We start from the raw sequence: 17,323 nt of genomic DNA, 5'->3' as shown, positions 1-17,323 counted from the left end.
CCACTTTTGGAAAGCAAACGTTATATCTAGCGTATACTTATCTTTGATCTGTTACTCTTTTTTGAGTAATAGCCTTGCTTAGGGTGCAGGTGCACCCCGTGCATACTTTTTCAACCTGTATAGTTTTGAGTGCTAAAAAGGTAATCTTCTCTTGTCCTCTGCCGTCTCTGGATAAGTAAAGAAGTTTCTTCCCACTCCCTCCATAAGTCGGCTTACTATTGCAGAGTCATAGGTCTTTTTAAGCTGCTCCCCTGTTAGATTGGTATTGACAATCGTCCTTACCCTACTATCTAGCAACTCAAACAAAAACCGTTGACGGCTGTTAGCGGCCTCTTTGCCTTGATTTCCGAAGGTGCTTTCTTTCCCTAAATCATCCAGAAAGAGAAAATCTACACCCGTTAGCAGTTTCATCATCTGCCCCTGGTTTCGCTGGTTCTCATTATAATCTACTCCGCTCTCTATCAGCCTAAAGAGATTAGCTACAGGATAAAAAAGTACGCTCTTAGGTTCTCCTATAGTCTTAAAATCCTCATTGAGTTTTCTAGCTATACTGATAGTTAAGTGACTTTTACCTACACCATGAGAACCCTGTATGATAGAATTCCCCTTTCCTCCCTGCTTAAAATAATACTCATTCAAGTATAAACCAAAATCACGGGCTTTCTTGTCAGTATCATTACTTACAGTAAAGGTTTTATAGCTCGCCTCTTTTAATTTAGGAGGTATAATGCTCCTAGCTTCTAACAAGGAATAACTAGTAGCTAATTCAGCATTCAGCTCTTCTTGGCAAGCAGTATCAGCCTTTTCTTTCTCGATCTTTGGATTCATACACATAGGACAAGCTAACACATAGTGTAACTCTGTATTGTCAGTCGCCTTGACCTTATTCACTGTTTTCCATAGGTAAATACCATGTATTGGACAAGTTTGGGAACTAATTTCCACACGTTCGCTTAGGCGTTCACCTACTTTATATTCTTTCTGCATATCACATACCTCTTAGAATCCTAAATCATCAGCCTTACCTAGCTCACTGAAAGGAACGCTATCAGATTTTTGTACATGCTTGTCCTTGTACTCTTGGGCGTTCTGTTTTGCTTGTTCTACAGTCTTGATACCTTGCCCCTGTAACCTCTCCAATATTGAACGAGTGTAACGGATATTACGCCCACCGCTCAGGATCGTCTCATCTAGTGCATACATCAGCAAGGCTTGTCCGTGTGTTTGTAGCAAGTCCTCAACTTCTGACACGATTGTCCCATTAACCGACATTTCACCAAAAGCCTGTTTGAGTTTTTCAAAGATTGGATTTTTACCACCGCCAGCACCAACATTTTTTGAGGCGTTAGCCTCTTCTTGCTCTAGCTGTAGCTCTTTCTCTATATCTATATCTATCTCTTTCTCTATCTCTGTCTTACATGTAGTTAACAATGTAAGATTATCAGATGACATTGTAAGGCTTTCTTTGTTTTCTCGTTGCTGTTTTCGATATTCTCGCATATATGCTGCTTGGTTGGTTTCCTGTTGTACCAGGGCTTTAGCCTGGGGTAGTTCTGCGTTTTTATCTTCGTCAATCTGTATTAAACCGCATTTTGTAAAGTATGCCATGGTCATATCTATATCATCTTCTGATACATCTAATTTTAGGGCTAACTCTTCCTTGAGATTGTCAAAGTAGCCCTCATAGTATAAAATACAATCACTTTCCAAGCTCTCTAGCATGAGCCTAATATAAATCACCGTCATAGTGTACCCACCAGGTACCGTCTTTAGTCTCTTGATAAAAATATTATCAAAAAATTTCTTATCAATTTTTAGCCAAAAATATATTTTAGTTCTTCCCACCTTTACCCCCTAATCTACTGCAAGAAAATTGTATATATCGGTCTTGCGGTAATAAATCTTCTTACTGTTCTCAAAAGGAGACTGATACGGCTTTAAACCGTGTTTTTCCCAACTATTCAGCGTTGTTCCGCTGATCCCTAACTTATTTAGTAGATCGGCTCTAGCAATTAAGTCCCAGCCGTCATTATGTTGTTTTTCAAGCTCAAGCCTTTTCTCTAAGTGATCTCCCACTTTCTCCAGTAGCTCAAGCTCTGCCTCTCTTGATAATAGTTGCATATTGCACCCCTTTTCTAATTGTTCCGCTTGCCTGCTAGTTGAATATAACACCCATAGCAAGGGTTTAAATCCTCTCTTGGTGTTTCTATCGTCTGTTTGCTTTCTCGCTCCATTTGGGCGCTTTTTTTGCGGTCTCGGTGGTTTAGATAAACCAGTAAGCCAATCAACACCACCATAAAGATAACCGCCTGTGTATTGGTTAAATCTAGCTCGTTCATTTTAATAGCCCTCTTTTTTGCAGATCAGCAGCCACTAAACCACGTAAGTACATCCAGGTTGACGTAGTTACATGATTGATCCCATTACTTAAATTATTTTCTTTTATTACTTGATCTAAGAAATTGAATAGCAACCAGTCAGGAGCTTTTCCATGTTTTTCTGTACATTCCTCGTCATAGCTTTTTAATTCTCCAAGCAAATTCTCAACATTCCTATTAAAGAAATCCTCATGACTTGCCTCTTGCTTTTTATATGCCTCAGATAATTTGTAAAACTGAATCCATAGCTGACTAATGTCCAACCGACAACCTTCGGCAATTTCTGCAGCTCCATCATGATTTTTAGCTTTATGCCAATCTGACAAAATATCTAATTTTTCCTCAACTAGTTGTAACCCTTTTTCAAACTCTTTAAAGTATGTGTTCATGTTTATTTCCTCGATTATTTTTTATTTTGTATAGTTGCTCCAGGACTTTTTCCCAATTCTAGGAGAAAGTCCTAACAGTTTTTTTAATGCCTTTCCTGTAATTGCCAGCCTCACGCTCAGAGTCGCCAATATTTGAAAGCGTGAGAAAATACCAGTTTAAAGAGTTAGCGCTCTCTCGTCTGGGCACAAATCACTATTTTGTGATATAATTAAATAAATACCTAACTAAATCCCATACTTGCTATTTGTGGTTTTAGTTGTTTAAGTGAAAAGCCTTGCTGATTTGGTCATCGGTTAGGGCTTTTTTTGTTGCTTTAATAATCTTCTGCCAGCCATTCCATGACTTTCTGATAAATGCTATTCTTAACCTCTCCGCCTTGAATAACCTTGCGATAAGTAATAGGGTTAATTCCTATTTGCTTTGCTACCTCTTGATTTGTAAGCATGTTATCAGCCTGCTTTCTTCGGATAGCTTTGGCCTGGGTTGCTGTAATAGTTATCATTCCCATTCTCCTTTCTTGCTTTGTAAAGAATTACTTTACTTGATATTAGTTTATAAAGTTTTACTTTATTTGTCAAGAGGAAATATAAAAAAACTTTACAAAATCTCTTTTACTCGTTATAATCTATTTGAGGTGACTTAATGAGTACAATAAAAAATAGACTTAAAGCATTAAGAAACGCAAAGGGCTTGACTCAAAATGATTTAGCCCTGGAACTAAACAGTCGGCTGAATAGTAACGAAAAAACCATCTCTAAAATGACGGTTTCAAATTGGGAAAACAATAAACATGCTATAAAGCAAGACAAGGCAGAATTACTAGCTGAATTCTTTAATGTTTCTGTACCTTATTTGCTAGGATACGAAGAAGAACCACTGCTAGAAGATATTGCTCAAGAGCTATCTAGTTATATAACAAAAGATGAATGGGAAATAATACACTCTGACCCAGCACAAGAAGAATATTATATGTCTGTAGCATGGGATAGAATGCTAGAGGCTACTAGAGCGCCCTTAAATAATGTTTCTGATCCTATTTTATCTACAAATGTTTATAAAGATATTGAAACTGAAACTGACTTAGAAACTTTGGATAGCTTAATTTCTGATACTTTGTTAGCTAAAAGAATATTAGATAGTCTCCAAAATAGAGTACTTTCTAGCGATATAAAGAATTCACAAGAATACAGCCAAGAAATAGAAAAAGTCATATCTTGGTTGAATGACTTTAGCGACGCCTTAGGTAGTCAGAAACTTCAACTAATAATTAAAGACAATAACCCCTGAAACGCTCTCTAAGCGATTTTATAGCTCAGCTATATAAATACCTAAAATAAACGAAAATAGGGCTATTCTCGTAGCTCTCAGCGCTATATAAAGACAATATTCATAAATACTTAACTAAATCCCATACTTGCTTACTGATGTTAGAAAGGTATTACTATGAATATTACAGAATACAAAAAGAAAAACGGTGCTACAGTGTACCGTGCAAGTGTTTATTTAGGCGTTGATAAGCTTACAGGGAAAAAGGCTAGGACAACCGTTACAGCAAGCACTAAAAAGGGCGTTAAAATCAAAGCTAGGGAGGCTGTCAATGCTTTTGCAGCTAATGGATATAGCGTAAAGGAAAAGCCAACCATTACAACCTATAGGGAGCTAGTCGCTCTATGGTGGGAGAGTTACAAGAATACAATCAAGCCAAACTCCCAGCAATCCATGGAGGGGATCGTAAGGCTTCATATTTTGCCTGTGTTTGGCGATTACAAGCTAGACAAGCTCACTACTCCCATTATCCAGCAACAAGTCAATAAGTGGGCTGACAAGGCCAATAAGGGCGAAAAAGGGGCATACGCAAACTATAGCTTTCTAAACAATATAAACCGACGTATTCTCCAGTATGGCGTGACTATGCAAGTGATCCAGCACAACCCTGCGCGTGATGTCATTATCCCACGTAAACAACAAAATAAAGAGCATAAGGTCAAATTTTTCAGCAACCAGGAACTAAAACAGTTTTTAGACTACCTGGAAGATTTGGATCAGTCTAGTTATGAGAATTTCTTTGACTACGTGCTTTATAAAACACTGCTGGCTAGTGGTTGCCGTATCGGTGAGGCTTTAGCTCTTGAGTGGTCTGATATTGACCTTAAAAAAGGCACTATCAGCATATCTAAGACTCTCAATAGATACCAGGAAACAAACACGCCTAAGTCTAAAGCAGGTCTAAGAGAGATCGACATAGACAAGGCTACAGTTTCCCTACTCAAACAGTATAAAAAACGTCAACAAGTCCAGTCATGGCAACTAGGACGATCTGAGGGGATTGTCTTTACTCCCTTTACCACAAAATACGCCTACGCTTGCCTACTAAGAAAGAGGCTACAAAGTCACTTTAAAGCTGCTGGCGTTCCTGATATTAGTTTCCATGGTTTCCGACATACTCACGCTACAATCATGCTATACGCTGGCATAGAAGCGAAAGATTTACAGTATAGGCTAGGCCACTCTAATATCTCAATGACCTTGAATACTTATGTCCATGCTACCAAAGAGGGAGCAAAAAAAGCCGTCTCAATCTTTGAGGCAGCTATCAGCAATCTATAAATAATAAGGGTGCCCCATTTTTGGGCTACCCTATTACTATACCTAAAATTAGTTATGGGTAACTAAAAGGGTAGTAAAATCAAAAAAAGCACTCTAGGATAGAGGCCTAAAGTGCTTAGTTTCAAGGCTTTACAGCCTATCTTATTTAATAAAATATTACAACATTTTGTTGTAGAATTCAACGACAAGTGCTTCATTGATTTCTGGGTTGATTTCGTCGCGTTCTGGCAAGCGAGTCAATGAACCTTCCAATTTTTCAGCGTCGAATGATACGAATGCTGGACGTCCAAGAGTAGCTTCTACTGCTTCAAGGATTGCTGGAACTTTCAATGATTTTTCACGAACTGAGATCACTTGACCTGGAGTTACGCGGTATGATGGGATATCAACGCGTTTTCCGTCAACAAGGATGTGACCGTGGTTTACGAATTGACGAGCTTGACGACGAGTAGTCGCAAGGCCAAGACGGTAAACAACGTTATCCAAACGACGTTCCAAAAGAAGCATGAAGTTGAAACCTAGGATTCCGCCTTTGATTTTTGTAGCTTGTACGAACAAGTTACGGAATTGTTTTTCACCTACACCGTAAGTGAAACGAAGTTTTTGTTTTTCAGCCAATTGCAAACCGTATTCTGACAATTTAGAACGGTTGTTTGGTCCGTGTTGTCCTGGTACGTAGTTACGACGTGCCAATTCTTTACCTGTACCTGTGAGTGAAAGGCCAAGGCGACGAGCTTGTTTCCAAGATGGTCCTGTATAACGTGACATATGTATGTCCTCCTGATATAAATAATATTTCGGTGGAAATAGTCACTTAGAAAGCCCTGATTCGTGCAGATGCCCTTCGCCTAAACAGCCAAGGTTACTTGTCATAAGACACCTGTTGACGAGCTTCATGCTTTCCTGCTGCTATTTCACACAAAGGCTATTATACCATGAAAAGCTAGATTTGTAAAGGGATTTTACGACTTTATTTCAAATTGAGGCTGAATGTAAACTTGCTTCCTAAGCCATATTGACTTTCTGCTGTGATTTCGCCACCAAGCTGATGGGCTAGTTCTCGTGCAATCGCAAGACCTAAGCCATGCCCACCCGTCTTCATATTGCGCGAAGTTTCTACACGATAAAGTCGTTTAAAGATTTTTTCCAAATCCTCAGGAAGGATTCCCTGACCCTCGTCTTTCACACTGATTCTCAGCTCTTGTTCTGTTAATTGGGCAAGAACCTCGATTCTGGTTCCTGGTTCTGAATATTTAAAGGCATTGTTTAACAAGTTGACCAGAATGCGAGAAAGTTTGTCAGAATGGCTCTTGATTTTCGCCGACTCAGGTGACACTTGAATGTAAATATCCCGCTCCTCTTGTTCAATCTGGAGCTGGAATTCACTCATTGACTCAATCAGCAACTGATCTAAAAAGACCTCTTCGACTTCCTCATCAGCAGTATCTTGAGGTTGTGTGTTAAGAGTCAAAACATCCAATTCCTCCACTAGCTTGTTTAGACGCTCGGTTTGCCGACCAATCGTGGTTAAGTAGTGGAGCCGCTCCTCTTCCTTGATCACTCCATCTAGAATTCCCTCCACAGTAACCTGAATGGAGGTAATGGGAGTTTTAATATCGTGAGAGAGCTGCGCAATCATCATTCTCTTTTCTTGTTCGCTCTCATCAAGTGATTGAAAGGTAGCCTGCAAATTGTGGGACATGTCATTAAAAGCCTGACCTAGCTCTTGAAATTCTAATGGTCCTTTGGTTTCGATTTCTGTGCTGAAATCCTTGCTGGCTATATCCTGAGCTTGTTTTTTCAAATGTTTCAGAGAAGAGAACACAGGCGACAAAAGAAAGATGCTCACTGCAGCGCCAATGAAACTAGCAATCAAGGTCATTCCAACTAGAAAGTAAACTTCACTTTTCTCAATCAACATTCGTTGGACTGCCCAGAAAACGACCAAAATCGTTAGTAGAGTCGACACTAGATACCCCACTAAAATATAGTTTTTTAATTTCATTTTCTACCTCTTGGTTTTTCCATCTTATAGCCCAAACCCCAGACAGTTTTGATAGCAGGAGCATTTGAATTCGTATACTTGGTCAACTCTTGCCTCAAAGCATGGATATGAACATTGAGTGTATTGGTATCATCCACATAGTCCTCTTGCCATACCTTCTCGTAAAGTTCCGTCTTTGAAAAGACTCTCTCAGGATTGCTGGCTAATATCCATAGAAGTTCAAAGGATTTTACTGTCAATTCCAAAGGTTGATCCCCAATGCGAACTTCATGAGTCACATGGTTGATCACTAAGTCACCAAACTCGATCTGTTCTGTCTCTACTCCACGGCTAAGGCGACGCAAGATATTATTCACTCTTAAAACCAATTCGCGTGGGCTAAAGGGTTTGACTATAAAATCATCTGCCCCCAAACTTAATCCATAAATCTTATCCTGTTCGCTTGTCTTAGCAGTTGTAAAGAGAAAGGGTTGATCCGGAGCGATATACTGAACTTCACTGATAAAATCATAACCGTCCATATTGGGCATCATGATATCTGTGATAATGAGGTCGATAGATTTCTTTCTGAAAAGTTCTAATCCCTCCTTACCATCATGGGCGACCAAAACATCGTAACCTGCCTGTATAAGATAGCGGTTTTGAATATCTAGAATATCTATCTCATCATCAACCAGCAAAATTGTCTTTTTCATCTGACACTCCTTCGATAAAAACAGTGTTATACTTGCTTTAGTATAACACTATTTTCTCTAATGTTTAAGTGATTTGAATCTTAATCTTCTCGTTTGCTTGTCAAACCCAAAAGTCCAACAAGACCTGCCAAGGCTAGACCAAAGATACCAAGGCCAGCTGTAGCTGTTTTAGCTTCCCCAGTATTTGGTAGCATCGCTTTATCATCTTTTTTCATCATATTAGCCATTGGGCTAGAAGCTGGTTGATCGACCTTCATATCTGACATATGGTGATTTGTACCCATCATACCCTCAGTCGTACCTGTAGAGCCTGTTTCAGAAGGCTTCGTATTCATCTGACCTTGTTGAGATGGTATTGTCGCCATTTCTTTTCCACGAAGCTGAATCGTTACTTGACGAGTAGCAATCAGATTGGTCAAATCAGGTTTGCCATCTTTAGCACCGTAGACTTTAACAGTAGCTAGGTATGTATGGGTTCCGTTAGCTCGAAGTTGCTCCAGCAAGGCCTGACCATCTTTGCCAACCGTATTGCCATTCAAATCCACTTCGTAGAAATATTGGCCTTTAGCCAAGCCTTCAAGTGGCAATAGGGCAGGATTTTTAGCTGTTCCGTTGTCGGACCATGGAGCTTTGTCTGAAGCTTTTAACAAGAGGCGAGTCAACATACCATCTCCACCAAAAGCTTCGTATGGAATAACTTGGTTGACACCAGCCAAGAAAGGTCCAGGAACCTTAGCCTTATCAAGGTAGCTAGCTGGAACATCAATCATGTCTTTGACATTGTTAACAACAGACTCTTTAACCTGATTTGGAGTGGTCAAGCCATTCAAGTTGACATCCAAATCTTTAGTCGCTACCAGATTAGTCAAATCAGGTTTGCCGTCTTTTGCACCGTACACCTTGATGGTAGCCTTATAGCTTTGTGTACCATTTTGTTTCAAGAGGTCAAGAAGGTCTTTATCTGATTTGCCTTGGGTGCCTGCCAAGTCTACTTCGTAGAAGTAAAGACCTTTGCCCAATTTCTCTACTGGTGGGAGAGCGGGATTTTTAGCCGTTCCGTTGTCTGACCATGGAGCATTATCAGAGGCTTTCAAGATCAGGCGAGTCAGCATGCCGTCACCAGCGAAGAATTCGTATGGAATGACTTGATTGACACCAGCTGTAAATGGGCCTGGGAAATTGGCTTTGTCAAGGTAGCTAGCCGGAACATCTACTGTATCTTTTGTATTGTCAGCCACACCTTTTTGTACTTCAGCTGGGGTAGTCGCTGGTTGCGCTTCACTAGCTTCACGGTCTTGTCCAGAAACTGTAGGCGCAGGACTTTCCACAGGTTTAACTGCATCTTCTGTTTGTTTCTTAGAGTCAGGTTGTGCTTGCACTTCTTCTTTTGGCGCTACTGCCGGCTCTTTAGCAGTTGCGTCCGCTTTTTCTGAAGAGCTTGTCGGATCCAAACTTGCTTTAGGTGTTGGAATAGACTGTTCTGAAGGAAGAGCTACATCGACTGCTTTTTTGAGAACCTCTGCTGGTAAGTCGCTCTTTTCACTCACCGAAGCAGCGTCTGGAACGACTTGGGCAGGGGTCGGATTGACGATATCAGCGCGTGCAGAACTTGGTTGACCAACTAGGACAAAGAAGCCACTAGCCACAACAACTGAAGCAACACCGACACTGAGACGGCGAATTGACCAACGAGTATATCTCTGATTTGGATTGAATTTCATCGGATTCTCCTTAGAGTTTTCTTTTTTTTGATGACTCTAGTATAATCTCCTAAAATTAAAAAGGATTAAGAAAAAGTTAAAATTTTTCTTAAATCCCTCTTATAAAATACTTATATTGACTCGTTAATCATTTGGAAAGAGAGTACCCCTCCCCTCCTACTCACTCAGTTCAGCTAGGGTGTCCAGATGTTGGTTATTAATGACGGCCATGATATAGGCATCTGCCTGCAAGAGGTCATTGGGTCCGAATTGGACATCCAGAGGAGCATTTTCGTAGGAACGAAAGCCAAGTACGTTGAGGTTGTATCGCCCACGCAAATCCAACTGACTGAGGCTTTTACCTACCCATGATTGGGGGATTTTCATCTCGACAATCGAAACATTCTTGTCCAGCTGAAAGACGTCTACGCTGTTATGAAAGAGGATGGTCTGCGCCAATGAGCGCCCCATTTCAAACTCTGGTGAGATGACTGCGTCTGCCCCGATTTTTTCTAGAACCTTTTTAGCTGTATGGCTTTTTACCTTGGCAATGACGGTCGGCACTCCTAGACTCTTGCAGTGCATGACCGCTAGAACACTGGATTCTAGATTTTCACCCGTTGCGACAACAACGGTATCGCAGGTGTCAATCCCCGCTGATAGAAGGAGTTCTTCATCCGTGATATCTCCAACTACTCCACGCGCCAGCACAGGTTCAAATTGATTAATGCGTTCCTCGTGGTCATCAATAGCAATAATATTCATGTCATGCTTGGCTAGGGCAGCCAAAACACTGCTCCCAAAAATTCCCAAACCTAAAATTCCAATTGTCCGATCTGACATCGTTCTTCCTTTCTTATCCGATAGTGATATCTGCTTTCATATAGTGAATCGTATCTTTCTTGTCTGGCTGGTATTCCGCTACACTGACCAGTAGTGTCAAGGGACCAATACGGCCGATAAACATCAACAACATAACGATGCTGAGGGCTATCTTGCCTAGCTCCGGTGTTAAATTCGCCGTCACTCCAACTGTCGCAAGGGCTGAAATGGTCTCAAACATGAGGTAGATAAAACGCGGATTTCCCTCTGCTGTTATCCCTAGTAGGATCAAGCCCAGCAAGAATGTTAGCAAGAAGATAATAAAGACACTGAAAGATTTTTGCACAGTTCGGGGTTCAATGGTCCTCCGAGCCACATTGGCATGAGGCAAGCCCAATAGTTCGCTACGAGCAAAGACCAACAAGACAAAGAAGGTCGTAATCTTGAGCCCCCCTGCTGTCCCTCCAGGCGCCCCTCCTAGAAACATCTGTAGGATATAGATGAACAAGGTCACCGGTCGAGCCTGGGTGTAGTCAATGGAAGCAAAACCTGCCGTTCTCATGCTGACGGTCTGGAAGAAACTAACCAGCAATTTCTCTGGAGCGCTGAGATTTCCAATCGTTCCAGGATTGTTCCACTCAATTAAGAGAGTCGATACAGTTCCAAAGAGCAGAATTCCCGTAGTTAAAAAGAGAACTAACTTGGTATGGAAACGCAGGCGGCGTTTTTTCTTTTTCCCAATCTGGGTCGCTAGGTCAAACCAGACCATAAATCCTAGACCACCAGTGATAATCAAACCTGCAATCACTAGATTGATCAAGGGGTCCGTTTGAAAGGCTAGCAAACTCGTACTTCCAAAATTATCAAATCCAGCATTACAGAAAGCTGAAACAGCCAAAAAGATAGAGGTTAACACCCCTCGTCCCCAGCCAAATTCAGGAATAAAGCGGAAACTCAGGAGAAAGGCACCGATCCCTTCCACCAAAAAAGTCGTCAGAAAGATCGAGCGGATAAAATCCTTTAAGGACTGGGTTTCTCCATAACTGAAACTTTCTTGAATGGTCTCCCGGCCACGAAGACTGAGCTTTTGCTTGCCTTGGATATAAAAAATTCCGATAAAGGTCATAAGCCCCAAACCGCCAATCTGGATCAAGAGCATACAGATTAGCTGGCCCCATATATTGTATGTAGAGGCTACCGGCTGGGTAAAGAGCCCTGTCACACAGACCATGGACACGGTCGTAAAGAGATGGTCAAAGTAGGTCGCTTGTGACGTTTCTGCTTGCACAAAGGGGAGACTTAAAAGAAGCGAACCTAAGAAGATCACTAGGGCAAAACTTAAAAAGATGCGACGGGCTGGCGATAACCGTCCCAGTATCGTCTTGATTTTTTCCAAAAAAGATTTGAATAACATAGCTACATTTTACCATAAAAACAGTCAGAATACTCACATGTGGTGCACAATAGCAAGACAGAGTTCGAGTGCCTTATCAAAAGCTTCTGAGCCCCAGTCACGACTGTCATAGTTGTCTAGATCCGCCAAGGAATCTGCGGTAAAGAGTAATTCTCCCCAGACAACTCCACGTAGCTGAGCTACTGCCGCAAGAGCAGAGCACTCCATCTCCACAACAGCACAGCCTTCTTCCTTGCGATAGGCAACCTTTTCAGCCGTCTCTCGGTAAAAACCATCTGTCGTCCAGGTCATGACTTCCTCGTAAGGGATGCCTCTTTGCTCCAAAACTTGCTCAATGGCAGAGACAGCCTCAATCTGCATCTCCATATAACGAGAAGGCGCTACATAGTGGTAGCTCGTCCCCTCATCTCGCAAAGCGCGAACAGGGATGAGAAAGGCATTTTCCTCTATATCGGCTAGGACACCACAGGTTCCAGTGGAAATGATTTGCTCCACACCATAGCCAATCAACCAATCCATAAACTGGGCCGCTGGGGCAGAGCCTACGGGCGCCTGGGCCAGACAAATCTCCTCGCCCTTGTAGTTGAGGACATAGACTGGATAAGTCTTGGTGGCCGAAACGAACTCACCAACACAGTCAGCACCTACTTCCTTAGCGTAGCGGTCAATCTCTTCCTCCAAAAATGCATAGATGCACTTCTTTGGCAACTTTAAATCTAGCCCCTCATGTGTTGGCATAAGGACCGCCTGGGGGTTATCGTCAAACTCTAAAATGGGAATCGCATGTTTCTGAATCATAGCCCACCTCCTGTAATTTTGTACTATTGTATCAAAAGCTGACGAAGTGTCAAGGAGTTGTTTTTATCAATCCAGAAATCTCCTCTTCCATACATTTAAGAAATCGTTGCACTGCTGGAGAGGTCGGTTTCTGTTTTGGCAAAGTGATTGAGGACTTATAAAAACATATCAAATCTAATAACAAAAAGACATGAATCTGAAATAATCAGAACATGTCTTTTTGATCTTGTTTGAAAGTCAAGTAAATAAACCTTAGTTCTTCTAGAACTCCCTTATTTCCACAAACCACCTAAAATCTGTTTTTCTAATAAGTCTAAGTCTTCCTCTTTTATTTCTCCATTGTCGCCAACGATATAAAGCTGAGCGAAGTAAGCCAACAATGGACCAACACAAATACGAACCATTTGAGGAATCGTTAACTCTGGATTTACACGTGGATCTGCTAGCAATTCCTTATGAAGCACTCGAAGTTTATCTTGAATAGCATTCCATATAAAAATCTGTTCATTTTTTAGTTTTTTATTTGAAAAACTCTCCTGCAGAATAATTTTCATCAAAGCACGATTTTTTTTGAGATAGCTCATACGATCACGGACGAGATAACGAACCCTCTCTTCTATCGTTTCAAAAGCTAAGAGTTCCTCAAAAAAACTACCGAAAATGCCTGGGACTACAGGATGTAAAATAGCCGTCAGTAGATCATCCTTCGTCTTAAAATACTTAAACAAAGTTGCCTGGCTTAGTCCAGCACGCTCAGCTATGTGAAGAGTTGAGGTCCCATGGTAACTCCTGGTTGATATGAGATCCACTGCTGCCTGCATGATTTTTTTCTTTCCCTGAGGGTAATTCGCTTCTTCTAAGTAATCTTCAAACGATTCAAAAACAGTCTTATCCATCTAATCTTCACACCTTTTTAGCATTATTTATGTTGATTTCTAAACTTTACGATAACGACGCAATCCAACAATATTAAGAATTGTTAAAATGATCAAGAAAATCATTAAAACACCAAGATTTGACAAAATATCACCAAGATTGTGTCCGTAAAGAATAATCTGGCTTATTGCATCACCAGAATAGGTTAATGGCAAAAATTTCCCCACAGTTGGAGCCCATTCTCCCATGGATGACAATGGAATAATTCCTGAGAAAAAAAGTTGGGGCATAATCACGAGAGGAATAAATTGCATCATTTGGAATTCTGATTTTGCTAGAGTAGACAAGAGAATTCCAAAAGCTAGTGCTACAAGAGCCAGTACCACATTAACTATTATAACATTTAAAATATTTCCTACAACTTCTACATCTAGTAGCCAAATTGCTGCTAAGACGACAACTGCCGTTTGAAAAATCGCAATAATACCGTAAGACAACATATAGCCATAGACGATTTCAGATCGTTTCACTGGTGTTGCTAACAAACGTTCTAGTGTTCCACTGGTGCGCTCTTTCAAAAGCGCCATACCTGAAATCAAAAAGACAAAAAAGAAAACTACAAAACCTATCAAAACCGGAATCATATTGGTAAAGAAGCTTGTATTTTCATCTCCATACTGGTAAGACTCCTTGATTTCTGGTGTTTTTGCGTCCGAGTCCAATTGTGGAAGAGCTTGTTTAACACGAGATACTAACTGATCGGTGCCCTCACTGGCGATACTTGTCCGTAACACTTGTCGTATCATAGAGGTCTTGGAGGCATCTGTGTTTGCGTAGTCGACCTGATACTCACCGTCTTTATAAGAAATCACAGCATCGACTTTTTCATTTGCTAGCGCTTCTTTGGCTTGATCTAAGCCTTGATAAGTCTTGACGTCTACATGATCGAGCTCATCCATTTTCGTTACCAAACCAGTTGGTAGATCTTGTGTTGCCAACTTGACATTCACGGTTGTACTAGCTGAAAACATGAGGTTCATCAACCACATGATAAAAACAGGTGCTATAAACATCAGGGCTAGAGTTCGTTTGTCACGAAGTAATTCTTTGATGACTTTTTTTGCAATCGCTATTGTTCTCATTTTACTCACCTTCTGCTTTTAAAAATACTTCTTCAATACTTGAAACTTGATAACTTTCTTTTAAGTGTTGCGGTGTATCAAAAGCAATGATTTTTCCGCCTAATAATAAGCCGACCTTATCCGTCAACTCTGCTTCATCCATAACATGGGTAGTAACTAATATCCCTACCCCATTGTCTCTAAGCGCGAATAATTCTTTCCAGATTTTCTTTCGAAGAGAAGGGTCGATTCCAACTGTCGGTTCGTCCAAAATCAAGAGTTGAGGATTTCCTAACAGCGCGATAGCAAGAGACAAACGCCGTTTCATTCCTCCAGAATAACCAGATACCGCCTTGTTTAAGTAGTCTGTCAGATCTACTACTTGAGCTATATGAGCAATTTCCGCCTTTAGGTCTTTTTTAGAAAGCCCCTTTAGCTGACCAAAAAATTCCAGATTTTCTTGGCCTGACAAGGTCTCGTATAAAGCATCTGATTGGGCCATATAGCCAATATCTCCTAAAATATAGCGATTGGGCATAGTGTGATTTAACACTAAAGCTACGCCTCCATCAGCCTTTTCCATTCCTAACGTAGTCTTAATCATAGTTGATTTACCAGCACCAGACGGACCAATTAAGCCTATAATTTCTCCTGGCTGCAATTCAAAGCTGACATGATTCAGAACTATTTGATGGTCAAAAGATTTTACTAAATCTTGTAAATGTAGTAATGTTTTCATTTACTTCCTCCTTGGTAAGTTAATACTCACTTTTTAAATCACAAAAGCTATTATAGTGAGTGAGCACTCACTTGTCAAGAGAAAGGGTTAAATTCTTTAAAAAAATAAAACACCAGATTCGTATCTGATGTTTATAATGCACATGTCTTATTTCTAAAAATGTTTTTGAACTTCCTCTCTATACTCCGAAATGGTCTTTCCTGTCCACTTTTTAAAGGCCTATTCTTCCTCTACTTTTCTCAGCCAATCCTACCATCGTCATTGCTATCGCAACTCTAATGACCTTGGCGATGGAAATTCATTTTACTCATTTTTATATGAAACAGACTAAGAAATTTTCAAGACCTAATTGGGAGTTGTTTTAGCTACAATCCATCTCTCAAACACAAAAACTCTCCCTTCTCTTTCGAGAAAGGAGATTCTTTTTTATCCTTGTCCGCCAGGAGCTGGACCGCCAGGACCACCATTTCCTTGAGGGCCTCCATTTGGTCCACCGCCTCCAGGCATAGAATTGACGATTTCCGTTTGTTTTTCACCGTTGAGATAGATATCTCCACCTGTGTAGGTCGCTGTTCCATCAAAGTCAAAACCTGTTTGACCAGTCATTTTAATGGTTCCGCCTGTGACTGTGATATTGCCGTTTGAGTCGATTGGATCTGTGTCTCCTTGGCCGACTTCTACTGTCAGGTTCCCACCGTTCATAGTGAAGAAGATTTCACTCTGTTGAGCGTTTTTATTAGCTGCATTGACTCCATCATCTGTCGAATAGATGCTAATGTCCCCACCGTTGATAGTGATTGACTTACCTTCAAGTCCTTCTGTCGAATTCTTGACGGTGTAGGTACCACTATCGATAACCAAATCACCTGATGCGTGGATGCCATCATCTCCTGCTGTGACTGTGATATTGTTGTTGGATAGGTACATGGTTCCGACTGAAGTATCGTCATCATTGTCCACCTTGACGCCATCTTCCTTGGCATCGATAGTCATGGTTGTACCAGTGATGTTGAGTTCATCATTGACATTAAAGGCATCGCCAACTGCTGCGATGTTATAGGTTCCACCCGTGATGTGGAGGGTGTCGTTGGCCTTGATACCATTGTTCTTCTTGCCATCTACATTGAGAGTTCCTTTCCCGTTGATGGTCAAATCCACCTTAGAAAAGAGAGCTACATCTGCTTTTTCGTCGCTGTTAGAGCTTGAGTCAGAGAGACTGTTGGTGGTTCCCTCTGCTAGAGTCAAGTAGACATGGCCAGCTGATGTCGCAGATATCGCTGCATTGGTATTGGTCATGGTCGCACCTTTTAGGACTAGATGAACATCTGCAGACTTATCTGCCTCGACCTTGATCTGCACTCCGTCAGACTGACCTGAAATTACATAGGTTCCAGATTTTGTGATGGTCACTGTTGATTCAGAGACTGTCACCCCATCTCCAGAGACGTTTGCTGATGAGCCAGATAACTCAATCTTAGAAGCTGTGCTTTCATCATAAGAAGTATCATTGTCCTTCTCTGTAAAATAGGATGATTGGTTTGTCTTTGTTGAAGTTGTTGTGGCACTATTTGTTGTTGCATTGGTATTGGATGTAGTTGTTGACTGGGCACATGCTGCCATCAGCACCATTGCCGTTAAACTCGTTTCGAGTAGGGTCCATTTTTTTGATTTCATACCTTTTTCCTCTCCTTCGTATGATATAGCTAGACAGTCTACAGAAGATTCCTGAAACAAAACTAAAACTTTTCTGAAAGTTTCCTTAAATTTAGTTTCGCTTA

Annotated in this window: 19 protein-coding genes and 1 pseudogene; 3 read left to right on the top strand and 17 right to left on the bottom strand. The window is 41.0% G+C overall.

The annotated features are described in order from the left end of the window. Positions 1–132 precede the first annotated feature (132 nt). From B7708_RS02420 to B7708_RS02395, 6 genes are all read right to left on the bottom strand, one after another. Positions 133–987 (bottom strand): P-loop NTPase family protein, encoded by an 855-nt coding sequence (locus B7708_RS02420; protein ID WP_084973492.1) that lies wholly within the window; start codon positions 985–987, stop codon positions 133–135. Between the two features lie 12 nt (positions 988–999). Further along, the gene (locus B7708_RS02415; RefSeq protein WP_084973490.1) at positions 1,000–1,845 is read right to left on the bottom strand and encodes a phage replisome organizer N-terminal domain-containing protein; all 846 of its coding nucleotides are present in this window, start codon (positions 1,843–1,845) and stop codon (positions 1,000–1,002) included. Between the two features lie 9 nt (positions 1,846–1,854). Beyond that, positions 1,855–2,121: a hypothetical protein gene (locus tag B7708_RS02410; RefSeq protein WP_084973488.1), complete on the bottom strand. Its 267-nt coding sequence runs from the start codon at positions 2,119–2,121 to the stop codon at positions 1,855–1,857. A 14-nt stretch (positions 2,122–2,135) separates the two neighbouring features. Then, on the bottom strand, positions 2,136–2,339 hold the full coding sequence (locus B7708_RS02405) for a hypothetical protein (protein WP_084973486.1): 204 nt from the start codon (positions 2,337–2,339) through the stop codon (positions 2,136–2,138). Beyond that, positions 2,336–2,767 carry a hypothetical protein gene (locus B7708_RS02400; protein WP_084973484.1) on the bottom strand — a complete coding sequence of 144 codons (432 nt, stop codon included), beginning with the start codon at positions 2,765–2,767 and terminating at the stop codon, positions 2,336–2,338. Before B7708_RS02400 ends, B7708_RS02405 begins: the two co-directional genes overlap by 4 nt. 314 nt (positions 2,768–3,081) lie before the next feature. Then, on the bottom strand, positions 3,082–3,267 hold the full coding sequence (locus B7708_RS02395; RefSeq protein WP_084973569.1) for a hypothetical protein: 186 nt from the start codon (positions 3,265–3,267) through the stop codon (positions 3,082–3,084). A 143-nt stretch (positions 3,268–3,410) separates the two neighbouring features. Between B7708_RS02395 and B7708_RS02390 the strand changes: the two genes are divergently transcribed. Together B7708_RS02390 and B7708_RS02385 are read left to right on the top strand one after the other, a co-directional pair. Continuing rightward, positions 3,411–4,055, top strand: a complete 645-nt coding sequence (locus tag B7708_RS02390) for a helix-turn-helix transcriptional regulator (RefSeq protein ID WP_084973482.1) — start codon at positions 3,411–3,413, stop codon at positions 4,053–4,055. A 156-nt stretch (positions 4,056–4,211) separates the two neighbouring features. Beyond that, positions 4,212–5,375, top strand: a complete 1,164-nt coding sequence (locus B7708_RS02385) for a tyrosine-type recombinase/integrase (protein ID WP_084973480.1) — start codon at positions 4,212–4,214, stop codon at positions 5,373–5,375. Positions 5,376–5,531: 156 nt separating this feature from the next. On the opposite strand, the gene rpsD is transcribed toward B7708_RS02385, so the two are convergent. From rpsD to B7708_RS02330, 10 genes are all read right to left on the bottom strand, one after another. Next, complete coding sequence (gene rpsD, locus B7708_RS02380; protein WP_000092756.1) at positions 5,532–6,143, bottom strand: 30S ribosomal protein S4; 612 nt, start codon at positions 6,141–6,143, stop codon at positions 5,532–5,534. Positions 6,144–6,345: 202 nt separating this feature from the next. Next, complete coding sequence (locus tag B7708_RS02375; RefSeq protein WP_084973478.1) at positions 6,346–7,380, bottom strand: sensor histidine kinase; 1,035 nt, start codon at positions 7,378–7,380, stop codon at positions 6,346–6,348. Continuing rightward, positions 7,377–8,075 (bottom strand): response regulator transcription factor, encoded by a 699-nt coding sequence (locus B7708_RS02370; RefSeq protein WP_084973476.1) that lies wholly within the window; start codon positions 8,073–8,075, stop codon positions 7,377–7,379. Before B7708_RS02370 ends, B7708_RS02375 begins: the two co-directional genes overlap by 4 nt. An 80-nt stretch (positions 8,076–8,155) precedes the next feature. Then, positions 8,156–9,796: an SSURE domain-containing protein gene (locus tag B7708_RS02365; protein WP_084973474.1), complete on the bottom strand. Its 1,641-nt coding sequence runs from the start codon at positions 9,794–9,796 to the stop codon at positions 8,156–8,158. A 156-nt stretch (positions 9,797–9,952) separates the two neighbouring features. Beyond that, the gene (locus B7708_RS02360) at positions 9,953–10,618 is read right to left on the bottom strand and encodes a potassium channel family protein (RefSeq protein ID WP_001283884.1); all 666 of its coding nucleotides are present in this window, start codon (positions 10,616–10,618) and stop codon (positions 9,953–9,955) included. A 13-nt stretch (positions 10,619–10,631) separates the two neighbouring features. Then, positions 10,632–12,011 carry a TrkH family potassium uptake protein gene (locus B7708_RS02355; protein ID WP_084973472.1) on the bottom strand — a complete coding sequence of 460 codons (1,380 nt, stop codon included), beginning with the start codon at positions 12,009–12,011 and terminating at the stop codon, positions 10,632–10,634. Between the two features lie 33 nt (positions 12,012–12,044). After that, the gene (locus B7708_RS02350; RefSeq protein WP_084973470.1) at positions 12,045–12,809 is read right to left on the bottom strand and encodes a nucleoside phosphorylase; all 765 of its coding nucleotides are present in this window, start codon (positions 12,807–12,809) and stop codon (positions 12,045–12,047) included. A gap of 272 nt (positions 12,810–13,081) precedes the next feature. After that, positions 13,082–13,705: a TetR/AcrR family transcriptional regulator gene (locus tag B7708_RS02340; protein WP_084973468.1), complete on the bottom strand. Its 624-nt coding sequence runs from the start codon at positions 13,703–13,705 to the stop codon at positions 13,082–13,084. Positions 13,706–13,744: 39 nt separating this feature from the next. Beyond that, entirely contained in the window at positions 13,745–14,827 is a 1,083-nt protein-coding gene (locus B7708_RS02335; RefSeq protein WP_084973466.1) for an ABC transporter permease, read from the bottom strand. 1 nt (position 14,828) lies between these two features. After that, positions 14,829–15,545, bottom strand: coding sequence for an ABC transporter ATP-binding protein (locus B7708_RS02330; RefSeq protein WP_084973464.1), 717 nt, complete (start codon positions 15,543–15,545; stop codon positions 14,829–14,831). A 230-nt stretch (positions 15,546–15,775) separates the two neighbouring features. Between B7708_RS02330 and B7708_RS10195 the strand changes: the two are divergent. Next, positions 15,776–15,910, top strand: a pseudogene (locus B7708_RS10195) (low temperature requirement protein A); the annotation flags it as partial. 61 nt (positions 15,911–15,971) lie between these two features. On the opposite strand, the gene B7708_RS02325 reads toward B7708_RS10195, so the two are convergent. Next, positions 15,972–17,219, bottom strand: a complete 1,248-nt coding sequence (locus B7708_RS02325) for a carbohydrate-binding domain-containing protein (protein WP_084973461.1) — start codon at positions 17,217–17,219, stop codon at positions 15,972–15,974. Between the last annotated feature and the right edge of the window lie 104 nt (positions 17,220–17,323).

The sequence above is a fragment of the Streptococcus oralis subsp. dentisani genome (assembly GCF_002096615.1).
GTDB lineage: Bacteria > Bacillota > Bacilli > Lactobacillales > Streptococcaceae > Streptococcus > Streptococcus oralis_U.
Note: the sequence above shows the minus strand (reverse complement) of the source record. Positions and strands in the feature narration are given on the sequence as shown.